We start from the raw sequence: 18,255 nt of genomic DNA on the forward strand, positions 1-18,255 counted from the left end.
CGAGAGACACCGGGTGCCCTTTTGGCGGGTGCCGGCACCGATACGTCACGTTACGCACCGTCACGGAGATCACCCGGCGCTTCCGCCGCAGGTTAGGTAGGCTAATGAGCGCGTAAGAAACTCAACACAAGATCCTCAAGGTCCGCGGGACAAGATCCTCGGAACGAGTTCCTCGAATCAAGGGCCTCGAAGATCCTCATGGTGCGCCGGGAAGTCTGGTCGGCATGTGTTCTGTGCTGCCCATCGACCGGAGGTTCTCCCTGTGACCGCGCCCCGCACCCCCCGAAAAGCCTTCGGACGCCTGTCCCTCCCGGAGCGGAACTACGTCGCGGACGCGCTGCGCACCGAGACCGTCGGCGGTGTCCTGCTGCTCGTCGCCGCGGTCGCCGCGCTGGTGTGGGCGAACATACCGGCGCTGAGCGACAGCTACGAGAGCGTCAGCCACTTCCACTTCGGCCCCGCGGCCCTCGGCCTGGACCTGTCGGTCGCGCACTGGGCCGCCGACGGACTCCTCGCGATCTTCTTCTTCGTGGCCGGCATCGAGCTCAAGCGCGAACTCGTCGCCGGTGACCTGAAGGACCCGAAGGCCGCCGCCCTCCCGGTGGTGGCGGCGCTGTGCGGCATGGCCGTACCCGCGCTGGTCTACACGATCACCGCCACCTCCGGCGGCGGCTCCCTGGCCGGCTGGGCCGTGCCCACCGCCACCGACATCGCCTTCGCGCTCGCCGTACTCGCCGTCATCGGCACGTCCCTGCCGAGCGCCCTGCGCGCCTTCCTGCTGACGCTCGCCGTCGTCGACGACCTGTTCGCCATCCTGATCATCGCGGTCTTCTTCACCGACTCGATCAACCTGGTCGCGCTCGGTGGCGCGATCGTGGGCCTCGCCGTCTTCTGGCTTCTGCTCCGCAAGGGCGTCCGCGGCTGGTACCTGTACGTCCCGCTCGGTCTCGTGATCTGGGGGCTGATGTACAACAGCGGCGTCCACGCCACCATCGCCGGCGTCGCGATGGGCCTGATGCTGCGCTGCCACACCCGAGAGGGCGAGCGGCACTCCCCCGGCGAGCACATCGAGCACCTCGTACGCCCCCTTTCGGCGGGCCTGGCCGTACCGCTGTTCGCGCTGTTCAGCGCGGGTGTCGCGCTCTCGGGCGGCGCGCTCGCCGACGTGTTCACCAAGCCGGAGACCCTCGGCGTCGTGCTCGGGCTGGTCGTCGGCAAGACGCTGGGCATCTTCGGCGGCACCTGGCTGACGGCGCGCTTCACGAAGGCCTCGCTCAGCGACGACCTCCAGTGGGCCGACGTGTTCGCGGTGGCGACCCTGGCCGGCATCGGGTTCACCGTCTCGCTGCTCATCGGCGAGCTTGCCTTCGAAGGCGACGCGGCGATGACGAGCGAGGTCAAGGCCGCCGTCCTCGCCGGCTCCCTCATCGCGGCGGCCCTGGCGACGGTCCTGCTGAAGATACGGAACGCCAAGTACCGCAAGCTGATCGCGGACGAGGAGCGCGACGACGACCTCAGCGGCGTCCCGGACATCTACGAGGAGGACGACCCCGCGTACCACCTGCGTGTGGCCGCGATCTACGAGAAGAAGGCCGCCGAGCACCGCCGGATCGCCGACGAGATGGAGTCGGCGCGGCTTGCCGAAGTGCCGGGCGGGGCAGGCGATGAGGGCGACGGTCCGGCATGATCTGACGAGACGGTACAAAAGACGGACCGTACGCGGTCGGGCCGCCGTAGTCAGGCAGCGTTCGACAGCCACGGAACCGTACGCAGATGAGCCAGCAGAAGAGGGAGACCGCGATGAGCGCACCCGACGGCAGCCCGGTCGGCACCGAACGCAGCATCGGCCAGCTGTTCGCCTCGGCGACCACCGAATTGTCGGCGCTCGTGCACGACGAGATCGCGCTGGCCAAGGCGCAGCTGAGGCAGGACGTCAAGCGCGGGGCGACGAGCGGCGGCGCGTTCTCGCTGGCCGGGGCCGTCCTGGTGTTCTCGCTGCCGATGCTGAGTTTCGCGCTGGCCTACGGCATCCGGACCTGGAGCGGCTGGAACCTCGCGGTCTGCTTCCTGCTGTCTTTCGCGGCGAACGTCCTCGTGGCGGCCCTCCTCGCGCTGATCGGCATCGTCTTCGCGAAGAAGGCCAAGAAGGGCCGCGGCCCGCAGAAGGTCGCCGCCTCGGTGAAGCAGTCGGCGGGCGTGCTGCAGAACGCCAAGCCGCACCCGCGGCCGGAGCTGCCCGCGGACCGGTCCCCCGAAGCCATCGAGGCTGTGGCACGCTCGTCCTCATGACGGACCCCGCCACCCCTATGGGCCAACCCCCATCGGCGCAGCACCCCACCTCGGTCGTACGGCTCGGTGTACCGGGCGGGCGCGAGGTGATCCACCGGGACGTCGCCGCCAACGGCGCCCGCTTCCACATCGCCGAGCTGGGTGACGGACCCCTGGTTCTGCTGCTGCACGGCTTCCCGCAGTTCTGGTGGACCTGGCGGCACCAACTGGTGGCCCTCGCGGACGCCGGTTTCCGCGCGGTCGCCATGGACCTGCGCGGCGTCGGCGGCAGCGACCGCACCCCGCGCGGCTACGACCCCGCCGGCCTCGCCCTCGACATCACCGGCGTGGTCCGCTCGCTCGGCGAGCCGGACGCCGCGCTGGTCGGCCACGACCTGGGCGGTTACCTCGCCTGGACGGCCGCCGCGATGCGGCCCAAGCTCGTGCGGCGGCTCGCGGTCTCGTCGATGCCGCACCCCCGGCGCTGGCGCTCGGCCATGCTCGGGGACGTCCGGCAGACCCGGGCGGGTTCCCACATTCTGGGGTTCCAGCGTCCCTGGGTTCCGGAGCGTCAACTGACCGCGGACGACGGCGCGCTGGTCGGCCGGCTGCTCCACGACTGGTCGGGGCCGCGACAGCTGGACGACGAGGCGGTGGAGGCCTACCGCCGCGCCATGTGCATCCCCTCCACGGCGCACTGCTCGGTCGAGCCGTACCGCTGGATGGTGCGCTCCCTGGCCCGTCCCGACGGCATCCAGTTCTACCGCCGTATGAAGCGGCCAGTGCGCGTGCCGACCCTGCATCTGCACGGCTCGCTGGACCCCGTGATGCGGACGCGGAGCGCGGCCGGGTCGGGGCAGTACGTCGAAGCGCCGTACCGCTGGCGGCTGTTCGACGGTCTCGGGCACTTTCCGCACGAAGAGGACCCGGTCGCCTTCTCCACCGAACTGATCAACTGGCTGAAGGATCCCGAACCCGATCGGTGACCGATGCGACCGACCCGGTGACCGAACGAACACGTCCGGCAGGCACGTCAGAACGCTTGTCCTATGAACGGCCACTTGCCCGGCGCATAGGCCAATTGAGGGGCCCAAGAACGGTTACCGACCTTGGGGCGGGGGCACACGTCCGGGTATGGGCTGGACGCACGACTACAGTGACGTAGCACGCGACGGCCGCTCGACGAGCGGCGTAAGCACCCACCGACGAGGAGGCACCCCGCAACTGGCGGGTGCGGACCTACGGGTGGGCATCCCGCGCATCCTGCGCCGCCGGGCCCGCTGGGTCTCCGTGCGCCTGCGCCATCCACGCGGCGCGAGCTGACACCCACACCCCGGGGACGCCCCGCAAGCCGACATCCCGCGAGCCGACACCCCCGCGACACGCGCGCCGCCGAACACCGGGTTCCTAGAGCGCGCAGTCGTCGCTGTCCACCTGCTGGTTCGCGGTGCGGCCCTTGGCGATGTCCTCACGGATCTCGTCCACGGTGAGCGCGTAACCGGTCTCGGAGTCGTCCAGGGACTTGGCGAACACCACTCCGTAGACCTCGCCCTCCGGGGTGAGCAGCGGGCCGCCGGAGTTGCCCTGACGGACCGTCGCGAACAGCGAGTAGACGTCGCGGTGCACGGTGCCGCGGTGGTAGATGTCCGGACCGTTGGCCGTGATGCGCCCGCGCACGCGCGCGGCGCGGACGTCGTACGCCCCGTTCTCGGGGAAGCCCGCGACGATCGCACTGTCGTCGCGGCTCGCGTCGTCGTCCGAGAACCGCAGCACGGGTGCCTTCAGCTCCGGTACGTCCAGTACGGCGATGTCGCGCCGCCAGTCGTAGAGGACGACCGTCGCGTCGTACTTCCGGCCCTCGCCTCCTATCTGCACCGTGGGCTCGTCCACGCCTCCCACGACGTGGGCGTTGGTCATGACACGGCGCTCGTCGAAGACGAAGCCGGTGCCCTCCAGGACCTTGCCGCAACCGGTGGCGGTGCCCATGACCTTGACGATGGAACGCTTGGCGCGGGCGGCGACCTGACTGCCGGCCAGCGCCGGGTCGGGCGCCTGGACGTCGGGGATCTGCTCGTTGGAGAACGGGCTGAAGACCTGGGGGAAGCCGTTCTGCGCGAGGACGGAGGAGAAGTTCGTGAACCACGTGTCGGCCCGTGCGGGCAGCGCCCTGGAGACGCCCTGCAGCACCGTGGAGCTGCGGACCTCCTTGCCGAGCGTCGGCAGCGTGGTGCCGGCCAGTGCCGAGCCGATCAGCCAGGCGACCAGGAGCATCGCCACCACGTTGACCAGGGCACCGCCGGTGGCGTCCAGAGCGCGGGCCGGGGACCAGGTGATGTACCGGCGGAGCTTGTTTCCGAGGTGGGTGGTCAACGCCTGGCCGACGGACGCGCAGACGATGACGACGACGATCGCGACGACGGCGGCGGTCGTACTCACCTCCGCGTTGTCCGTCAGGACGTCCCAGAGGACCGGGAGCAGATAGACGGCGACGAGACCGCCGCCGAGGAAACCGATCACCGACAGGATGCCGACCACGAAACCCTGGCGGTAGCCGACGATCGCGAACCAGACGGCGGCCAGCAGCAACAGGATGTCCAGCACGTTCACCGATTCAAGCCCCGCCTCGTCGTCGTACGCTCACACCGGTCACCCTGTCATGACCGCCGGTCCAGCGGGACCTGCTTCTCCCTGTCCCAGGGCCGCTCCCAGCCCGCGAAGTGCAGCAGCCGGTCGATGATGCCGGCGGTGAAGCCCCAGACGAGCGCTGATTCGACCAGGAACGCCGGACCGCTGTGGCCCAGGGGATGGACGGCGGTGACTCTGTTGGCGGGGTCCGTGAGATCGGCCACGGGGACGGTGAAGACCCGCGCGGTCTCGTTCGGGTCGACGACGCCGACCGGGGTGGGCTCGCGCCACCAGGCCAGCACCGGGGAGACGACGAAGCCGCTGACCGGGATGTACAGCTTGGGCAGGACGCCGAATATCTGCACGCCGGCCGGGTCGAGCCCGGTCTCCTCCTCCGCCTCGCGCAGGGCGGCCCGCAGCGGCCCGTCGCCCTGGGGGTCACCGTCCTCGGGGTCGAGGGCGCCGCCCGGGAAGGCCGGCTGACCGGCGTGGGAACGCAGGGTGCCGGCCCGCTCCATGAGCAGCAGCTCCGGGCCGCGCCCGCCGTCGCCGTCGCCGTCGCCGAACAGGATCAGTACGGCGGACTGGCGTCCGGCACCGTCCTCCGGCGGCAGGAAGCGGCTCAGCTGTCCGGGCTGCACCGTCTCGACGGCCCGCACCACCGGATCCAGCCAGCCCGGCAGGCCCTCCTTGCTGAGGATCCCGCCCCGCGTGTGCCCCTGCGTGTCGCTCGCCCGTGTCATCGCCACCCCCGTCCTGCCGATTTCAACGCCCGACGCCCCCGAGATCGTTCCGTGAGACCGTTCCGTCACCCGGCCCCCAGCGGAGGTGCCGGGGTGCCGCCCGCGTCCAGGTACGCCTGCGGGGGGTTCAGACGCTGGCCCGGGAATCCGCCCTTCTCGTACTTCAGCAGCTTCTTCGCCTTCTCCACGTCCGTCTCGCCCTCGCCGTACGCCGGGCAGAGCGGTGCGATGGGGCAGGCCCCGCAGGCGGGCTTGCGGGCGTGGCAGATCCGGCGGCCGTGCCAGATCACGTGGTGCGAGAGGTCCGTCCAGTCGCTCTTGGGGAAGAGCGCGCCGACGGCGGCCTCGATCTTGTCCGGGTCGGTCTCGCCGGTCCACTGCCACCGGCGCACCAGGCGCTGGAAGTGGGTGTCCACGGTGATGCCGGGGCGGCCGAACGCGTTGCCGAGGACGACGAAGGCGGTCTTGCGGCCGACGCCGGGCAGTTTGACGAGGTCCTCGAGACGTCCGGGGACCTCGCCGCCGAAGTCCTCCACCAGGGCCTTGGACAGCCCTATGACCGACTTGGTCTTGGCCCGGAAGAAGCCGGTCGGGCGCAGGATCTCCTCGACCTCCTCGGGATCGGCGGCGGCCAGGTCCTCGGGGGTCGGGTACTTGGCGAAGAGGGCGGGCGTCGTCTGGTTGACGCGCAGGTCGGTGGTCTGGGCGGACAGCACCGTGGCCACGACCAGCTGGAACGGGTTCTCGAAGTCCAGCTCCGGGTGCGCGTACGGGTAGACCTCCGCGAGCTCGCGGTTGATACGGCGGGCGCGGCGGACCAGCGCGGTGCGCGACTCACCGCCCGGCGTCTTCGGGGCGACGGTCTTCGCCGGGGCCACGCCCTTGACGGCGGCGGTGGCCTTCTTCGGGACGACGGCGGGCTTCTTGGCGGGCGCCTGCTTCTTCACGGGCGCCGGGGTCCTGCCCGAGGCCGCCTTCCTCGCGGGGGCGGCCCTCTTCGCGGGCGCCGCCTGCCTCGCGGGCGTCTTGTTCACGGGCGCCGTCTTCTTCGCGGGCGCCGTCTTCTTCGCGGGCGCCGTCTTCTTCGCGGGCGCCGGGTCGTTCTCGGCGTTCATCTCCACGGCACCCTTCTCCTCAGTCACCCTCTTGGCAGGCGTCGCCCTCTTCGTCGCTCTCGCCGTCTTCCTACCGCCATCGGAGCCCTGTTCGCCCACGGCGGAATCGCGACGTACACCCACCCGCGCAGCCCCCTCGGCCTGTGCTCTCACCGGCGATTTGGACACCCGGCCAGCCTACGGCCCGGCACCGACATCTGCCCCGCACCCCGAAGATCGGCGTCCAATTGGACCCCTGCCGCGTACCCCAGGACACCAGTGCGGCATCCTTGTGACAGATCACACTGTTTGGACTGTCCGGCAAAATGGGCACCACGGACCCCTGGTACACCGGGGGAACAAGATCCTCTGAGCCGGTCGACAAGGAGAGAACTCGTGGACGACGTTCTGCGGCGCAACCCGCTCTTCGCGGCGCTCGACGACGAGCAATCCGCGGAGCTCCGCGCCTCCATGAGTGAGGTGACCCTCGCCCGCGGCGACACACTGTTCCACGAGGGGGACCCCGGAGACCGCCTCTATGTGGTCACCGAGGGCAAGGTCAAGCTCCACCGCACGTCCCCCGACGGGCGCGAGAACATGCTGGCCGTCGTCGGCCCCAGCGAGCTGATCGGCGAACTGTCGCTCTTCGACCCGGGCCCGCGCACGGCCACCGGCACCGCGCTGACCGAGGTCAAGCTGCTCGCCCTCGGCCACGGCGACCTCCAGCCCTGGCTGAACGTCCGCCCCGAGGTGGCCACCGCCCTGCTGCGCGCCGTCGCGCGCCGCCTGCGCAAGACCAACGACGCCATGTCCGACCTCGTCTTCTCGGACGTTCCCGGTCGTGTCGCCCGCGCCCTGCTGGACCTCTCCCGCCGCTTCGGCGTGCAGTCCGAGGAGGGCATCCACGTCGTGCACGACCTGACGCAGGAGGAGCTGGCCCAGCTGGTCGGCGCGTCCCGCGAGACGGTCAACAAGGCACTGGCGGACTTCGCCCAGCGCGGCTGGCTCCGCCTGGAGGCCCGAGCGGTGATCCTGCTGGACGTGGAGCGGCTGGCCAAGCGCTCCCGCTGACCGGCCCCGGCCGGCACGCCCCGGCCGGACACGCCGGTCGGGCAGGCCTCACACCGGGCAGGCCTCACACGGGGCAAACCTCACACCGGGCAGGAACCGGCCGGGCAGGCCTCAGTCCGGCAGCTGGATGAGCCCGTGCTCGCCCAGGTACTCCAGCTGCGCCCGCACCGACAGTTCCGCCGCCGGCCACAGCGAACGGTCGACGTCCGCGTACACGTGGGCGACGACCTCGCCCGGCGTCCGGTAGCCGTCCTCCACGGCCGTCTCGACCTGGGCGAGGCGGTGGGCGCGGTGGGCGAGGTAGTACTCCACGGCGCCCTGGGCGTCCTCCAGGACGGGGCCGTGGCCCGGGAGCACCGTGTGCACCCCGTCGTCGGCCGTGAGCGACCTGAGCCTGCGCAGGGAGTCCAGGTAGTCGCCGAGGCGGCCGTCCGGGTGGGCCACCATCGTCGTACCGCGGCCCAGGATCGTGTCGCCCGTCAGGACCGCCCGGTCCGCCGGGAGATGGAAGCACAGGGAGTCGGCCGTGTGCCCGGGGGTCGGTACGACCCTCAGTTCCAGGCCGCCGACCCCGATCACGTCACCTGCGGCCAGCCCCTCGTCGCCCAGCCGCAGCGCCGGGTCCAGGGCCCGTACGTTCGTGCCCGTCAGCTCGGCGAAGCGCGCGGCGCCCTCCGCGTGATCCGGGTGGCCGTGCGTCAGGAGCGTCAGCGCGACGCGCTTGCCCGCCCGCTCCGCGGTGTCGACGACGTTCCGCAGGTGCGCGTCGTCCAGCGGGCCCGGGTCGACCACGACGGCCAGGCCGGAGTCCGGCTCGGCGAGGATCCAGGTGTTCGTCCCGTCCAGGGTCATCGCGGAGGCGTTCGGCGCGAGGACGTTCACCGCGCGCGCGGTGGCCGGCCCCGAGAGAACGCCGCCCCGCGGCTGGCCGGGCAGTGCTGCTGCGTCCGTCATGCGAGGGCTCCCCCGGTCGGGTCGGAAGGTGGTGTCGCCGGCGCCTGTGCCGCGCTCGGGACGTGTTTGGTGAACTCGTCGTGCCCCGGCCAGGAGAGCACGATCTCGTCACCGGCCAGCCGCGCCTCGGCCAGTACGGGTGTCATGTCGCGGCCCCGGGCCGACGCGAGCGCCTCGGCCGCCGTACCGCACTCCGCGAGACCGCGCAGGGTCGCGATGGTCGGCGGCATCATCAGCAGCTCACCCTTGTCGTACCCGGCCGCGGCCTCGGCAGGGGTGATCCACACCGTGCGGTCGGCCTCCGTGGAGGCGTTGCGGGTGCGCTGCCCCTCGGGGAGGGCGGCCACGAAGAACCACGTGTCGTAGCGCCGGGACTCGAACTCCGGGGTGATCCAGCGGGCCCAGGCGCCCAGCAGGTCGGAGCGCAGCACGAGGCCCCGGCGGTCCAGGAACTCCGCGAAGGACAGCTCACGGCCGACCAGGGCGGCGCGGTCCGCCTCCCAGTCCGCGCCGGTCGTGTCGCCGGCCACGGAGTCGCGGGTCGGCCCGGCGAGCAGGACGCCCGCCTCCTCGTACGTCTCGCGTACGGCCGCGCAGACGATCGCCTGGGCGCCCGCCTCGTCGACACCGAGCCGGTCCGCCCACCACGCGCGCGTGGGGCCCGCCCAGCCGATGTCACGGTCGTCGTCGCGCGGGTCGACCCCGCCGCCCGGGTAGGCGTACGCACCGCCGGCGAACGCCATGGAGGTGCGCCGGCGCAGCATGTGGACGGCGGGGCCGGTACCGGTGCCGGTGTCCTTGAGGAGCATGACGGTGGCCGCGCGCTTCGGGGTGACCGGGGTGAGGGTTCCGGCCGCCAGCGCGCGGATGCGGTCCGGCCATTCCGCGGGGTACCACTGACCGTTCGCCTGGACACTCGCCTGGACATTCGCCTGGTCATTCGCTTGACCGTCCGCCTGACCGTTCGCCATGGCCGGAGGCTATCCGGTGACGGGCGGATGTTCGAGTGGCCGCCGGGCCGGAGGACACCGGAAGAGGCCCGCGCCCGCGGTCAGCCGGGAAGGGCGGCCAGCCACTCGGTGAGCAGCCGGTTCGTCTCCTCGGGGCGCTCCTGCTGGAGCCAGTGGCCACAGCCGTCGAGGAGGTGGGAGGCGGTCAGGCCGGGCAGGGTGGCCGGATACGCCTCGATCGCGTCGGACAGCCAGGTGGTGGAGGCGTCCCGGTCGCCGCCGAGGAACAGGGAGGGCTGGGTGATGGGGGCTCCCTGGTGGGCGGCCATGTCGGCCCAGTCACGGTCCATGTTGCGGTACCGGTTGAGGGCGCCGGTCAGACCGGTGCGCTCGAACTCCCCGGCGTAGACGTCCAGCTCCTCCTCGGTCAGCCAGGACGGCAGCGGACCGTCCGGGAACCGGTCGCGCATCCTGCCGCCGGGGGCGACGAAGTGCGGGTCGGGCGCCTCCGGGGCGGGCATGGTGTCGCCGGACAGGGCGGCGTAGAGGCCGGCGAGCCAGCCGCGCACGTCGGGCTCGATCTCGGACTCGGCACGGCCCGGCTCCTGGAAGTAGGAGACGTAGAACTCCTGCCCGGCGAAGGGTCCGGCGGGGTCGCTCATGCCGGCGAAGACGTCGCTGGGCTTCGGGCCGCCCGGCGGGGTGTACGGCACGCTCAGCAGGCCGACCGCACGGAACACGTCGGGCCGCAGCAGCGCGGAGTGCGCGGCGATGTTCGCGCCCCAGTCGTGACCGATGATCACGGCGGACCGCTCGCCCAGCGCCTCCACCACGGCGACGTTGTCCGCCACCAGGTCGAGCATCCGGTACGCCTCCACCGCGTCGGGCCGGGAGGAGCGCCCGTAGCCGCGCACGTCGATGGCGACGGCGCGGAAACCGGCGGCGGCCAGCGCGGGGAGCTGGTGGCGCCAGGAGTACCAGGACTCGGGGAAACCGTGGACGAGCAGGACCAGCGGTCCGCTGCCCTGCTCCACCAGGTGGATCCGGCCGGCCGGACCGGGCACCAGGCGGTGGACCGGCTGAAGGGCTGACCCGTGGGCCGGCCGAGGGGCCGCCCCGTCGGCGGGCCGCTGGCCGTCGGGCACGGGTGACTGGGGCATGGACATGGACATGGGCATGGCTCCTCCTGCGCACGTGCGGTCGGTCCGGTGCCGGCGCGGACCAGGGCCGGCACCGGGCCGGTTCCCGCTCCGCACGGAGCACCGGAAGCGATCCTGCGGGCGCGTGGCCGGCGAGGCGAGGTTTCTTGCCACGCCGGCAACGCACACGCCGGCGACGCACCACCGCCCCCGTGGAGCACCACGCTCCCGTGGGGCGCCGGGCGCGCGGTGCCGCCCGTACGCAGTCGCCCTACGCCTGGACGAGCTCGACCTGGACCTCGACCTCCACCGGCGCGTCCAGCGGCAGGACGGCCACGCCGACCGCGCTGCGGGCGTGGACGCCCTTGTCGCCGAGCACCTCGCCGAGGAGTTCGCTGGCACCGTTGATCACGGCCGGCTGGCCGGTGAAGTCGGACGCGGAGGCGACGAAGCCGACGACCTTCACCACGCGCGCGACGCGGTCGAGGTCACCGGCGACGGACTTCACGGCGGCCAGGGCGTTCAGCGCGCAGGTGCGTGCCAGCTCCTTGGCCTCCTCCGGGGTGACCTCGGCGCCCACCTTGCCGGTGACCGGGAGCTTGCCCTCCACCATCGGCAGCTGGCCGGAGGTGTAGACGTACGGACCCGACTGCACGGCCGGCTGGTAGGCGGCCAGCGGCGGAACGACCTCGGGCAGTGTCAGACCGAGTTCGGCCAGCTTCGCCTCGACGGCGCTCACGCCTGCTTCTCCCGCTTCAGGTAGGCCACGAGCTGCTCGGGGTTGTTCGGCCCGGGCACGACCTGGACGAGCTCCCAGCCGTCCTCGCCCCAGGTGTCCAGAATCTGCTTCGTGGCATGGACGAGCAGCGGCACGGTTGCGTATTCCCACTTGGTCATGTGGCCGACTCTAGCCGTTGCCCGGGACGCCTCGGCGGGCCGACCGGGACCACGTTGTCCACAGCCCCGGGCGTACTCGGCGCGCGGACTGGTTACGCTCGAATACGTGAGCAGGCTCCAGGTCGTCAGCGGCAAGGGCGGAACCGGCAAGACCACGGTGGCCGCGGCCCTCGCGCTGGCCCTGGCCACCGAGGGGAAGCGCGCGCTTCTCGTCGAGGTCGAGGGCCGCCAGGGCATCGCGCAGCTCTTCGAGACGGAAGCGCTGCCTTATGAGGAGCGGAAGATCGCCGTCGCTCCCGGGGGCGGGGAGGTGTACGCCCTCGCCATCGACCCCGAACTGGCACTTCTGGACTACCTCCAGATGTTCTACAAACTGGGCAGCGCCGGGCGGGCCCTGAAGAAGCTCGGCGCGATCGACTTCGCGACCACCGTCGCGCCGGGGGTCAGGGACGTCCTGCTGACCGGCAAGGCGTGCGAGGCGGTGCGGCGCAAGGACAGAAGCGGGCGGTTCGCGTACGACTACGTGGTCATGGACGCCCCGCCGACCGGGCGCATCACGCGGTTCCTCAACGTCAACGACGAGGTGGCCGGCCTCGCGAAGGTCGGGCCGATACACAATCAGGCGCAGGCCGTGATGCGGGTGCTGAAGTCCCGGGAGACCGCCGTGCACCTGGTGACGCTGCTGGAGGAGATGCCGGTCCAGGAGACCGCGGACGGCATCGCCGAGCTGCGGTCGGCGCGCCTCCCGGTGGGGCGGGTCATGGTCAACATGGTCCGGCCCGAGGTGCTGGACGCGACCGCCCTGGACCTCGTACGGAGCACACCGCGTACGGCACTCGCCCGCTCCCTGTCGGGGGCCGGGCTCGGCGGGGCGCGGCGGGGCGGACACGCCGAGCGGCTGGTGGACCCGCTGCTGGCGCAGGCCGAGGAGTACGCCGAGCGGTACACGCTGGAGCAGGAGCAGCGGGCCGTCCTGACCGGTCTCGGCCTGCCGCTGCACGAACTGCCCTTGCTCGCCGAGGGCATGGACCTGGCGGGCCTGTACGAACTGGCCATCGAGCTGCGGAAGCAGGGGATCGCATGAGCCCGAGCCCGGACCCGGCCGCCCGTCACCTGGAGGGCGCGCGGCACCTGTCCCCCGCGCGGGTGCTCGACGTCGACCCGCTGCTGGAGGACCCGAAGACCCGCATCGTGGTGTGCTGCGGTTCGGGCGGGGTCGGCAAGACGACCACCGCGGCGGCCCTCGGCCTGCGCGCGGCCGAGCGCGGCCGCAAGGTGGTCGTCCTCACCATCGACCCGGCCCGGCGGCTCGCCCAGTCCATGGGCATCGACTCGCTCGACAACACCCCGCGCCGGGTGAAGGGCGTCGACGACTCGGCGGGCGGTGAGCTGCACGCCATGATGCTCGACATGAAGCGCACGTTCGACGAGATCGTCGAGGCGCACGCGGATCCCGACCGGGCGGCGGCGATCCTCGGCAACCCCTTCTACCAGTCGCTCTCGGCGGGCTTCGCGGGCACGCAGGAGTACATGGCGATGGAGAAGCTGGGGCAGCTGCGGGCGAGGGACGAGTGGGACCTCATCGTCGTGGACACCCCGCCGTCCCGGTCGGCGCTCGACTTCCTGGACGCCCCCAAGCGTCTGGGGTCCTTCCTGGACGGCAAGCTGATCCGCGTCCTGCTGGCCCCGGCGAAGGTCGGCGGCCGGGCCGGCATGAAGTTCCTGAACGTCGGCATGTCGATGATGACGGGCGTTCTGGGGAAGGTGCTGGGCGGGCAGTTCCTGAAGGACGTGCAGACCTTCGTGGCCGCGATGGACTCGATGTTCGGCGGGTTCCGTACGCGCGCGGACGCGACGTACAAGCTGCTCCAGGCGCCCGGGACGGCGTTCCTGGTGGTCGCGGCCCCGGAGCGGGACGCACTGCGTGAGGCCGCGTACTTCGTGGAGCGGCTGGCGGCCGAGGACATGCCGCTCGCCGGCCTGGTGCTCAACCGGGTCCATGGCAGCGGCGCCGACCGGTTGTCGGCCGAGCGGGCGCTCGCCGCCGCGGAAAATCTTGAGGAACCCCGCATTGTGGATCAGGACGGCGGGAAAGCTCGAGTTCGTAACTCTCCTGACACGCACGGCAGTTCAGACTCTTCCGAGCCGGGCCTTCCCGAGCCCGGCTCTTCCGGTCCCGCGCCCCAGTCCACGTCCACGTCCGATCCCGAATCCAAGGCCGACCCCGACCCTGATCACGGCTCCGACCCCGCCTCCGACCCCGATCCGGATCCAAAGCCTGAGCACTCCCCCGAGGCTCCCGGTACACCGGACCGGTCCGTCGACCAGCTCACCGCGGGCCTGCTGAGGCTGCACGCGGACCGTATGCACCTGCTCGCCCGCGAGCAGCGCACGCGTGACCGCTTCACCGCGCGTCATCCCGAGGTGGCGGTCACCGAAGTGGCCGCGCTGCCGGGCGACGTGCACGACCTCGCGGGGCTGCGGGAAATCGGCGTCCGTCTCGCGACGGACCGGCCCGAGCTGCCCGGGACGGGCGTTTGATCCAGCCGCGGCGTCCGAACCGGAGCACCCGAACGACATGCCCGGACGACATGCCCGGACGACGCGCCCGAACGGCACGCCCGAACCGAGGTGCCGCCGGAGGAGCTCCCGGACCGGCTCAGCCCACGGCCGCCACGTAGTTCTCGTAGATCTCTTCGTCGTCGAGGGGCATGATGCCGGCCCCTCGCTCGTACTCGGTCCGCGCCGTCTCCAGCAGACGGCGCCAGGAGGTGACGGTGGGCCGCCGGCGCAGCAGTGCGCGGCGTTCCCGCTCCGTCATGCCTCCCCATACGCCGAACTCGACGCGGTTGTCGAGCGCGTCGGCCAGGCACTCGGTCCGCACCGGGCATCCGGTGCACACCGCCTTGGCCCTGTTCTGCGCTGCTCCCTGAACGAACAGTTCGTCCGGATCGGTAGTGCGGCAGGCGGCCTGCGCACTCCAGTCGGTTACCCAGCCCATACCGGCGCCGTCCTCTCCCGAATCGAGGCTCCCCCACGGCGGCAGCGGCATATTCACCGCCGCCAGTTGAGGACGTTACGGAAGGCGGGCACAGCGCAACACCCCCTTCGGGCCCAATCTTGAATGGCCCGAACGGACTATGGGTAAGCGGCAGATCACCCGGGGGAGTGAGCTGGCGACATGCGTGACTATCCCGGCATTCGGGTCATGCCTGCTACGCCACAACGGACACCGGCTGACACACGAGGCGGATTCGGACGCGCGTCCCACACACTGCGGCACGCGCCCGTACACCCCAACGCGCCCCCAGCGGGGCCCTTCGGAAAAAAGTCGAGCGGATCCGGAACGATTCGGGGTCACCGGACGTATTGATACGTGGCCGCACTGCTGTGACAGTTGAGTGCAGCTTAGGCCAAGGCATATACGCGTGTCCGGCGAATGAGAACGTAGGCTGCCTCCATGCCAAAGAAGCGCTCGGGCGGTGGTCTGTCGCCAACGCAACAGGCCGCCAAGTTCCTCGGTGTCAGTGTCCTCGCGGGAGCCGTGCTGGCCGGCATCGCGTTGCCCGCGGTGGGCGCGCTGGGCCTGGCGGCCAAGGGGTCGGTGGAGAGTTTCGACGCACTCCCGGCCAACCTGAAGACTCCCCCGCTGAGCCAGCGCACCTCCATCCTCGACGCCGACGGCGGCACCATCGCCACGGTGTACTCGCGCGACCGCACGGTGGTCGACCTGAAGGACATCTCGCCGTACATGCAGAAGGCGATCGTCGCCATCGAGGACTCTCGTTTCTACGAGCACGGCGCGGTCGACCTCAAGGGCGTACTGCGCGCGCTCAACAAGAACGCGCGCAGCGGCGGGGTGTCCGAGGGCGCGTCCACGCTCACGCAGCAGTACGTCAAGAACGTCTTCGTGGAGGAGGCCGGCGACGACCCGACGCTGGTCGCCCAGGCCACCCAGCAGACCCTCGGCCGCAAGATCCGCGAGCTGAAGCTCGCCATCCAGGTCGAGGAGGAGCTGGGCAAGAAGCAGATCCTCGAGAACTACCTGAACATCACGTTCTTCGGCCAGCAGGCCTACGGCGTCGAGGCGGCCTCCCGGCGCTACTTCTCGAAGTCCGCCAAGGACCTCGAACTCCAGGAGGCCGCGCTCCTGGCCGGCATCGTCCAGTCACCCAGCCGGTACGACCCGGTCAACGACGAGGCGGAGGCCACCGAGCGGCGCAACACCGTGCTGCAGCGCATGGCCCAGGTCGGTGACATCTCGCAGGCGGAGGCCGACAAGGCCCAGGCGGCACCGCTCGGACTGAAGGTCAGCCGGCCCAAGAACGGGTGCATCACGGCCGTGAAGAACTCGAGCTTCTTCTGCGACTACGTGCGCGAGGTGTTCCTGAACGACCCGGTCTTCGGCAAGACCCGCAAGGACCGTTCCAAGATCTGGAACCAGGGCGGCCTGACCATCCGCACGACGCTCGACCCGCAGGCCCAGGAGTCGGTGCAGGCCTCCCTGAAGGACCACATCTACCAGTCGGACTCGGTGTCCGCGGCGACCACGCTGGTCGAACCGGGCACCGGCAAGATCCTCGCCATGGGCCAGTCGAAGCCGTACGGCTACGGCAAGAACGAGACGGAGATCAACTACTCGGTCGACGCGGCCTACGGCGGCTCCAACTTCGGCTTCCCCACGGGCTCGACGTTCAAGCCCTTCCTCGCCGCCGCGGCGCTGGAGGAGGGTGTGCCGGCGACGAAGGAGTACTCGTCGCCGTACGAGATGGAGTACCCGAGCCCCGTCCAGACCTGTGGCAAGCCCTGGATCAACGACAAGTCCTACACCGTCGAGAACGAGAACGAGACGGAGGTCGGCCCGTACCGCCTGGAAGACGCGATGGGCCTCTCGGTCAACACGTACTTCGTGCAGATGCTCTCCGACATCGGTCTGTGCCCGGTGGCCAACATGGCGGACAAGCTGCACGTCCGGCAGGGCAACGGCGAGAAGCTGCCGCAGAGCCCCTCCGCCCTCGCCCTCGGTTCGGTCGGTATGTCCCCCCTGACGCTGGCGAACGCGTACGCGACCTTCGCCTCGCGCGGCATGTACTGCACGCCGGTCGCGATCGAGTCGATCACGCAGAAGGTCGGCAACGAGCAGAAGTCGCTCGAGGTGCCGAAGTCGACGTGCTCGCGGGCCATGAGCGAGAAGACCGCGGACACGGTGAACACCCTGCTGCGGGGTGTGGTCGACTCCGGTACGGGTAAGGAGGCCGGCCTCAGCGACCGGCACAACGCCGGTAAGACGGGTACGACCGACGAGCGCAAGAACGCCTGGTTCGCCGGCTACACGCCGAACATGTCGGGCGCCGTCTGGGTCGGCAGCGCCTCCCAGGAGGTCGAGATGAAGAACATCTCGATCGGCGGCGTCACCCACGCCCTCGTCTTCGGTGGCGCGGTCCCGGGCCCCATCTGGAAGGACGCCATGACCGGCGCCCTGGCCGGCAAGGAGTCCCCGAACTTCAACATCGTCGACATTCCCAAGGCCGACAAGGACAAGGACAAGGGCCCGGGCGGTGACGCCGGCGACGGCGGCGACGGCGGCGGCGACCGGGACGACGGTGGCAACGGCGACGAGGACAACGGCGATGAGGGCGACGGCGACGCCGGTGTCATCGGCGGCCTGATCGACGGCGGCACCGGCAACGGCGGCCCCGGCGGCGGCTTCCCGGGGAACATCATCCAGGGACAGGGCAACGGCGGAAACGGCATCGGCGGGCGGCGCGACTGACCTCCGGCACGACGCCGAGCTCCGGTACGACACCGAGCCCAGCCCCGGTCGACACCGAACTCCGGTCGACACCGGGCAAGCTCCGGTACGACGGCGAAGACCGGCGGCCCCTTCCTCACGAGGGAGGGGCCGCCGGTCTTCGCCGGTTCTTCGTGGACGCGGTCACCCGCGGTGGCGGGGGACGACGGCACTCAGCCGGCCAGCAGCTTCTTCACCGCGGCGGCGACCCGGCCGCCCTCGGCCTGCCCGGCCACCTTCGGGTTCACGATCTTCATGACGGCACCCATGGCCCGGGGCCCCTCGGCACCGGCCGCCTTCGCCTCCTCGACGGCCTGCGCGACGATCGCGTCCAGCTCGTCGTCGGACAGCTGCTGGGGCAGGTAGGCGGCGAGCACCACGCCCTCCGCCTTCTCCCGCTCGGCCTGCTCCGTACGACCGCCCTGCGCGAACGCCTCGGCGGCCTCGCGGCGCTTCTTCGCCTCGCGAGTGATCACCTTCTGCACCTCGTCGTCGGAGAGCTCCCGCTTCTCCTTCCCCGCGACCTCTTCCTTGGTGATCGCGGCGAGCGTCAGCCGGAGCGTCGAGGAGCGGAGCTCGTCACGATCCTTGATCGCGGCGTTGAGGTCGTCGTGCAGCTTCGACTTGAGCGTGGTCATGGGGTGATTGTCGCAGGTGCGGAAGGAAGAGCGCCTGCTCATTTAAGGACCCTCTGCCAACGACCCTCTGCCGCGACCGTTGGTG

The 18,255-nt window shown here is 71.1% G+C and carries 18 protein-coding genes; 8 read left to right on the forward strand and 10 right to left on the reverse strand.

The window, feature by feature from the left end:
• The first annotated feature begins 262 nt into the window (after positions 1 to 262).
• The 4 genes from nhaA to ACZ7G3_RS14160 all read left to right on the forward strand — a co-directional run bounded on the left by nhaA (position 263) and on the right by ACZ7G3_RS14160 (position 3,591).
• Positions 263 to 1,687, forward strand: coding sequence for a Na+/H+ antiporter NhaA (gene nhaA, locus ACZ7G3_RS14145; RefSeq protein ID WP_470925612.1), 1,425 nt, complete (start codon positions 263 to 265; stop codon positions 1,685 to 1,687).
• Between the two features lie 113 nt (positions 1,688 to 1,800).
• Positions 1,801 to 2,289, forward strand: a complete 489-nt coding sequence (locus ACZ7G3_RS14150; protein ID WP_426523935.1) for a phage holin family protein — start codon at positions 1,801 to 1,803, stop codon at positions 2,287 to 2,289.
• Complete coding sequence (locus ACZ7G3_RS14155) at positions 2,286 to 3,254, forward strand: alpha/beta fold hydrolase (protein ID WP_426601307.1); 969 nt, start codon at positions 2,286 to 2,288, stop codon at positions 3,252 to 3,254. The genes ACZ7G3_RS14150 and ACZ7G3_RS14155 overlap by 4 nt, the downstream gene beginning before the upstream one ends.
• Before the next feature lie 148 nt (positions 3,255 to 3,402).
• Complete coding sequence (locus tag ACZ7G3_RS14160; RefSeq protein WP_426523912.1) at positions 3,403 to 3,591, forward strand: hypothetical protein; 189 nt, start codon at positions 3,403 to 3,405, stop codon at positions 3,589 to 3,591.
• 84 nt (positions 3,592 to 3,675) lie between these two features.
• On the opposite strand, the gene ACZ7G3_RS14165 is transcribed toward ACZ7G3_RS14160, so the two are convergent.
• From ACZ7G3_RS14165 to nth, 3 genes are all read right to left on the reverse strand, one after another.
• On the reverse strand, positions 3,676 to 4,875 hold the full coding sequence (locus ACZ7G3_RS14165) for a MarP family serine protease (RefSeq protein WP_470925615.1): 1,200 nt from the start codon (positions 4,873 to 4,875) through the stop codon (positions 3,676 to 3,678).
• A gap of 47 nt (positions 4,876 to 4,922) precedes the next feature.
• Positions 4,923 to 5,636, reverse strand: a complete 714-nt coding sequence (locus ACZ7G3_RS14170; protein ID WP_470925617.1) for an NUDIX hydrolase — start codon at positions 5,634 to 5,636, stop codon at positions 4,923 to 4,925.
• A 65-nt stretch (positions 5,637 to 5,701) separates the two neighbouring features.
• A complete protein-coding gene (gene nth / locus ACZ7G3_RS14175) occupies positions 5,702 to 6,751 on the reverse strand; it encodes an endonuclease III (protein ID WP_470925803.1) in 1,050 nt (349 codons plus the stop codon).
• A 375-nt stretch (positions 6,752 to 7,126) separates the two neighbouring features.
• Between nth and ACZ7G3_RS14180 the strand changes: the two genes are divergently transcribed.
• Entirely contained in the window at positions 7,127 to 7,801 is a 675-nt protein-coding gene (locus tag ACZ7G3_RS14180; protein ID WP_003975365.1) for a Crp/Fnr family transcriptional regulator, read from the forward strand.
• Between the two features lie 111 nt (positions 7,802 to 7,912).
• Here the strand turns inward: ACZ7G3_RS14180 and ACZ7G3_RS14185 are convergent, their stop codons facing one another.
• From ACZ7G3_RS14185 to ACZ7G3_RS14205, 5 genes are all read right to left on the reverse strand, one after another.
• Positions 7,913 to 8,755 carry an MBL fold metallo-hydrolase gene (locus ACZ7G3_RS14185; RefSeq protein ID WP_470925618.1) on the reverse strand — a complete coding sequence of 281 codons (843 nt, stop codon included), beginning with the start codon at positions 8,753 to 8,755 and terminating at the stop codon, positions 7,913 to 7,915.
• Positions 8,752 to 9,726, reverse strand: a complete 975-nt coding sequence (locus tag ACZ7G3_RS14190) for an NUDIX hydrolase (RefSeq protein WP_470925620.1) — start codon at positions 9,724 to 9,726, stop codon at positions 8,752 to 8,754. Before ACZ7G3_RS14190 ends, ACZ7G3_RS14185 begins: the two co-directional genes overlap by 4 nt.
• An 80-nt stretch (positions 9,727 to 9,806) precedes the next feature.
• A complete protein-coding gene (locus tag ACZ7G3_RS14195) occupies positions 9,807 to 10,865 on the reverse strand; it encodes an alpha/beta fold hydrolase (RefSeq protein ID WP_470925805.1) in 1,059 nt (352 codons plus the stop codon).
• A 250-nt stretch (positions 10,866 to 11,115) separates the two neighbouring features.
• A complete protein-coding gene (locus ACZ7G3_RS14200) occupies positions 11,116 to 11,583 on the reverse strand; it encodes a RidA family protein (protein WP_375923950.1) in 468 nt (155 codons plus the stop codon).
• Entirely contained in the window at positions 11,580 to 11,741 is a 162-nt protein-coding gene (locus tag ACZ7G3_RS14205; protein ID WP_003975360.1) for a DUF4177 domain-containing protein, read from the reverse strand. Before ACZ7G3_RS14205 ends, ACZ7G3_RS14200 begins: the two co-directional genes overlap by 4 nt.
• A gap of 106 nt (positions 11,742 to 11,847) precedes the next feature.
• Here ACZ7G3_RS14205 and bagA point away from each other — a divergent pair, with 106 nt between their 5' ends.
• Both bagA and bagB read left to right on the forward strand, forming a co-directional pair.
• Positions 11,848 to 12,825: an ATPase BagA gene (bagA, locus tag ACZ7G3_RS14210; protein ID WP_470925621.1), complete on the forward strand. Its 978-nt coding sequence runs from the start codon at positions 11,848 to 11,850 to the stop codon at positions 12,823 to 12,825.
• Positions 12,822 to 14,282 (forward strand): ATPase BagB, encoded by a 1,461-nt coding sequence (bagB, locus tag ACZ7G3_RS14215; protein ID WP_470925623.1) that lies wholly within the window; start codon positions 12,822 to 12,824, stop codon positions 14,280 to 14,282. Before bagA ends, bagB begins: the two co-directional genes overlap by 4 nt.
• 118 nt (positions 14,283 to 14,400) lie before the next feature.
• Here bagB and wblA read toward each other — a convergent pair whose 3' ends face one another.
• Complete coding sequence (gene wblA, locus ACZ7G3_RS14220) at positions 14,401 to 14,742, reverse strand: transcriptional regulator WblA (protein WP_426523921.1); 342 nt, start codon at positions 14,740 to 14,742, stop codon at positions 14,401 to 14,403.
• A 459-nt stretch (positions 14,743 to 15,201) separates the two neighbouring features.
• On the opposite strand from wblA, the gene ACZ7G3_RS14225 reads away from it, so the two are divergent.
• Positions 15,202 to 17,514 (forward strand): transglycosylase domain-containing protein, encoded by a 2,313-nt coding sequence (locus ACZ7G3_RS14225; RefSeq protein ID WP_470925625.1) that lies wholly within the window; start codon positions 15,202 to 15,204, stop codon positions 17,512 to 17,514.
• A 191-nt stretch (positions 17,515 to 17,705) separates the two neighbouring features.
• Here the strand turns inward: ACZ7G3_RS14225 and ACZ7G3_RS14230 are convergent, their stop codons facing one another.
• Complete coding sequence (locus ACZ7G3_RS14230) at positions 17,706 to 18,170, reverse strand: GatB/YqeY domain-containing protein (protein ID WP_470925627.1); 465 nt, start codon at positions 18,168 to 18,170, stop codon at positions 17,706 to 17,708.
• Positions 18,171 to 18,255: the final 85 nt, after the last annotated feature.

The organism is Streptomyces sp. NPDC037271 (assembly GCF_055603605.1).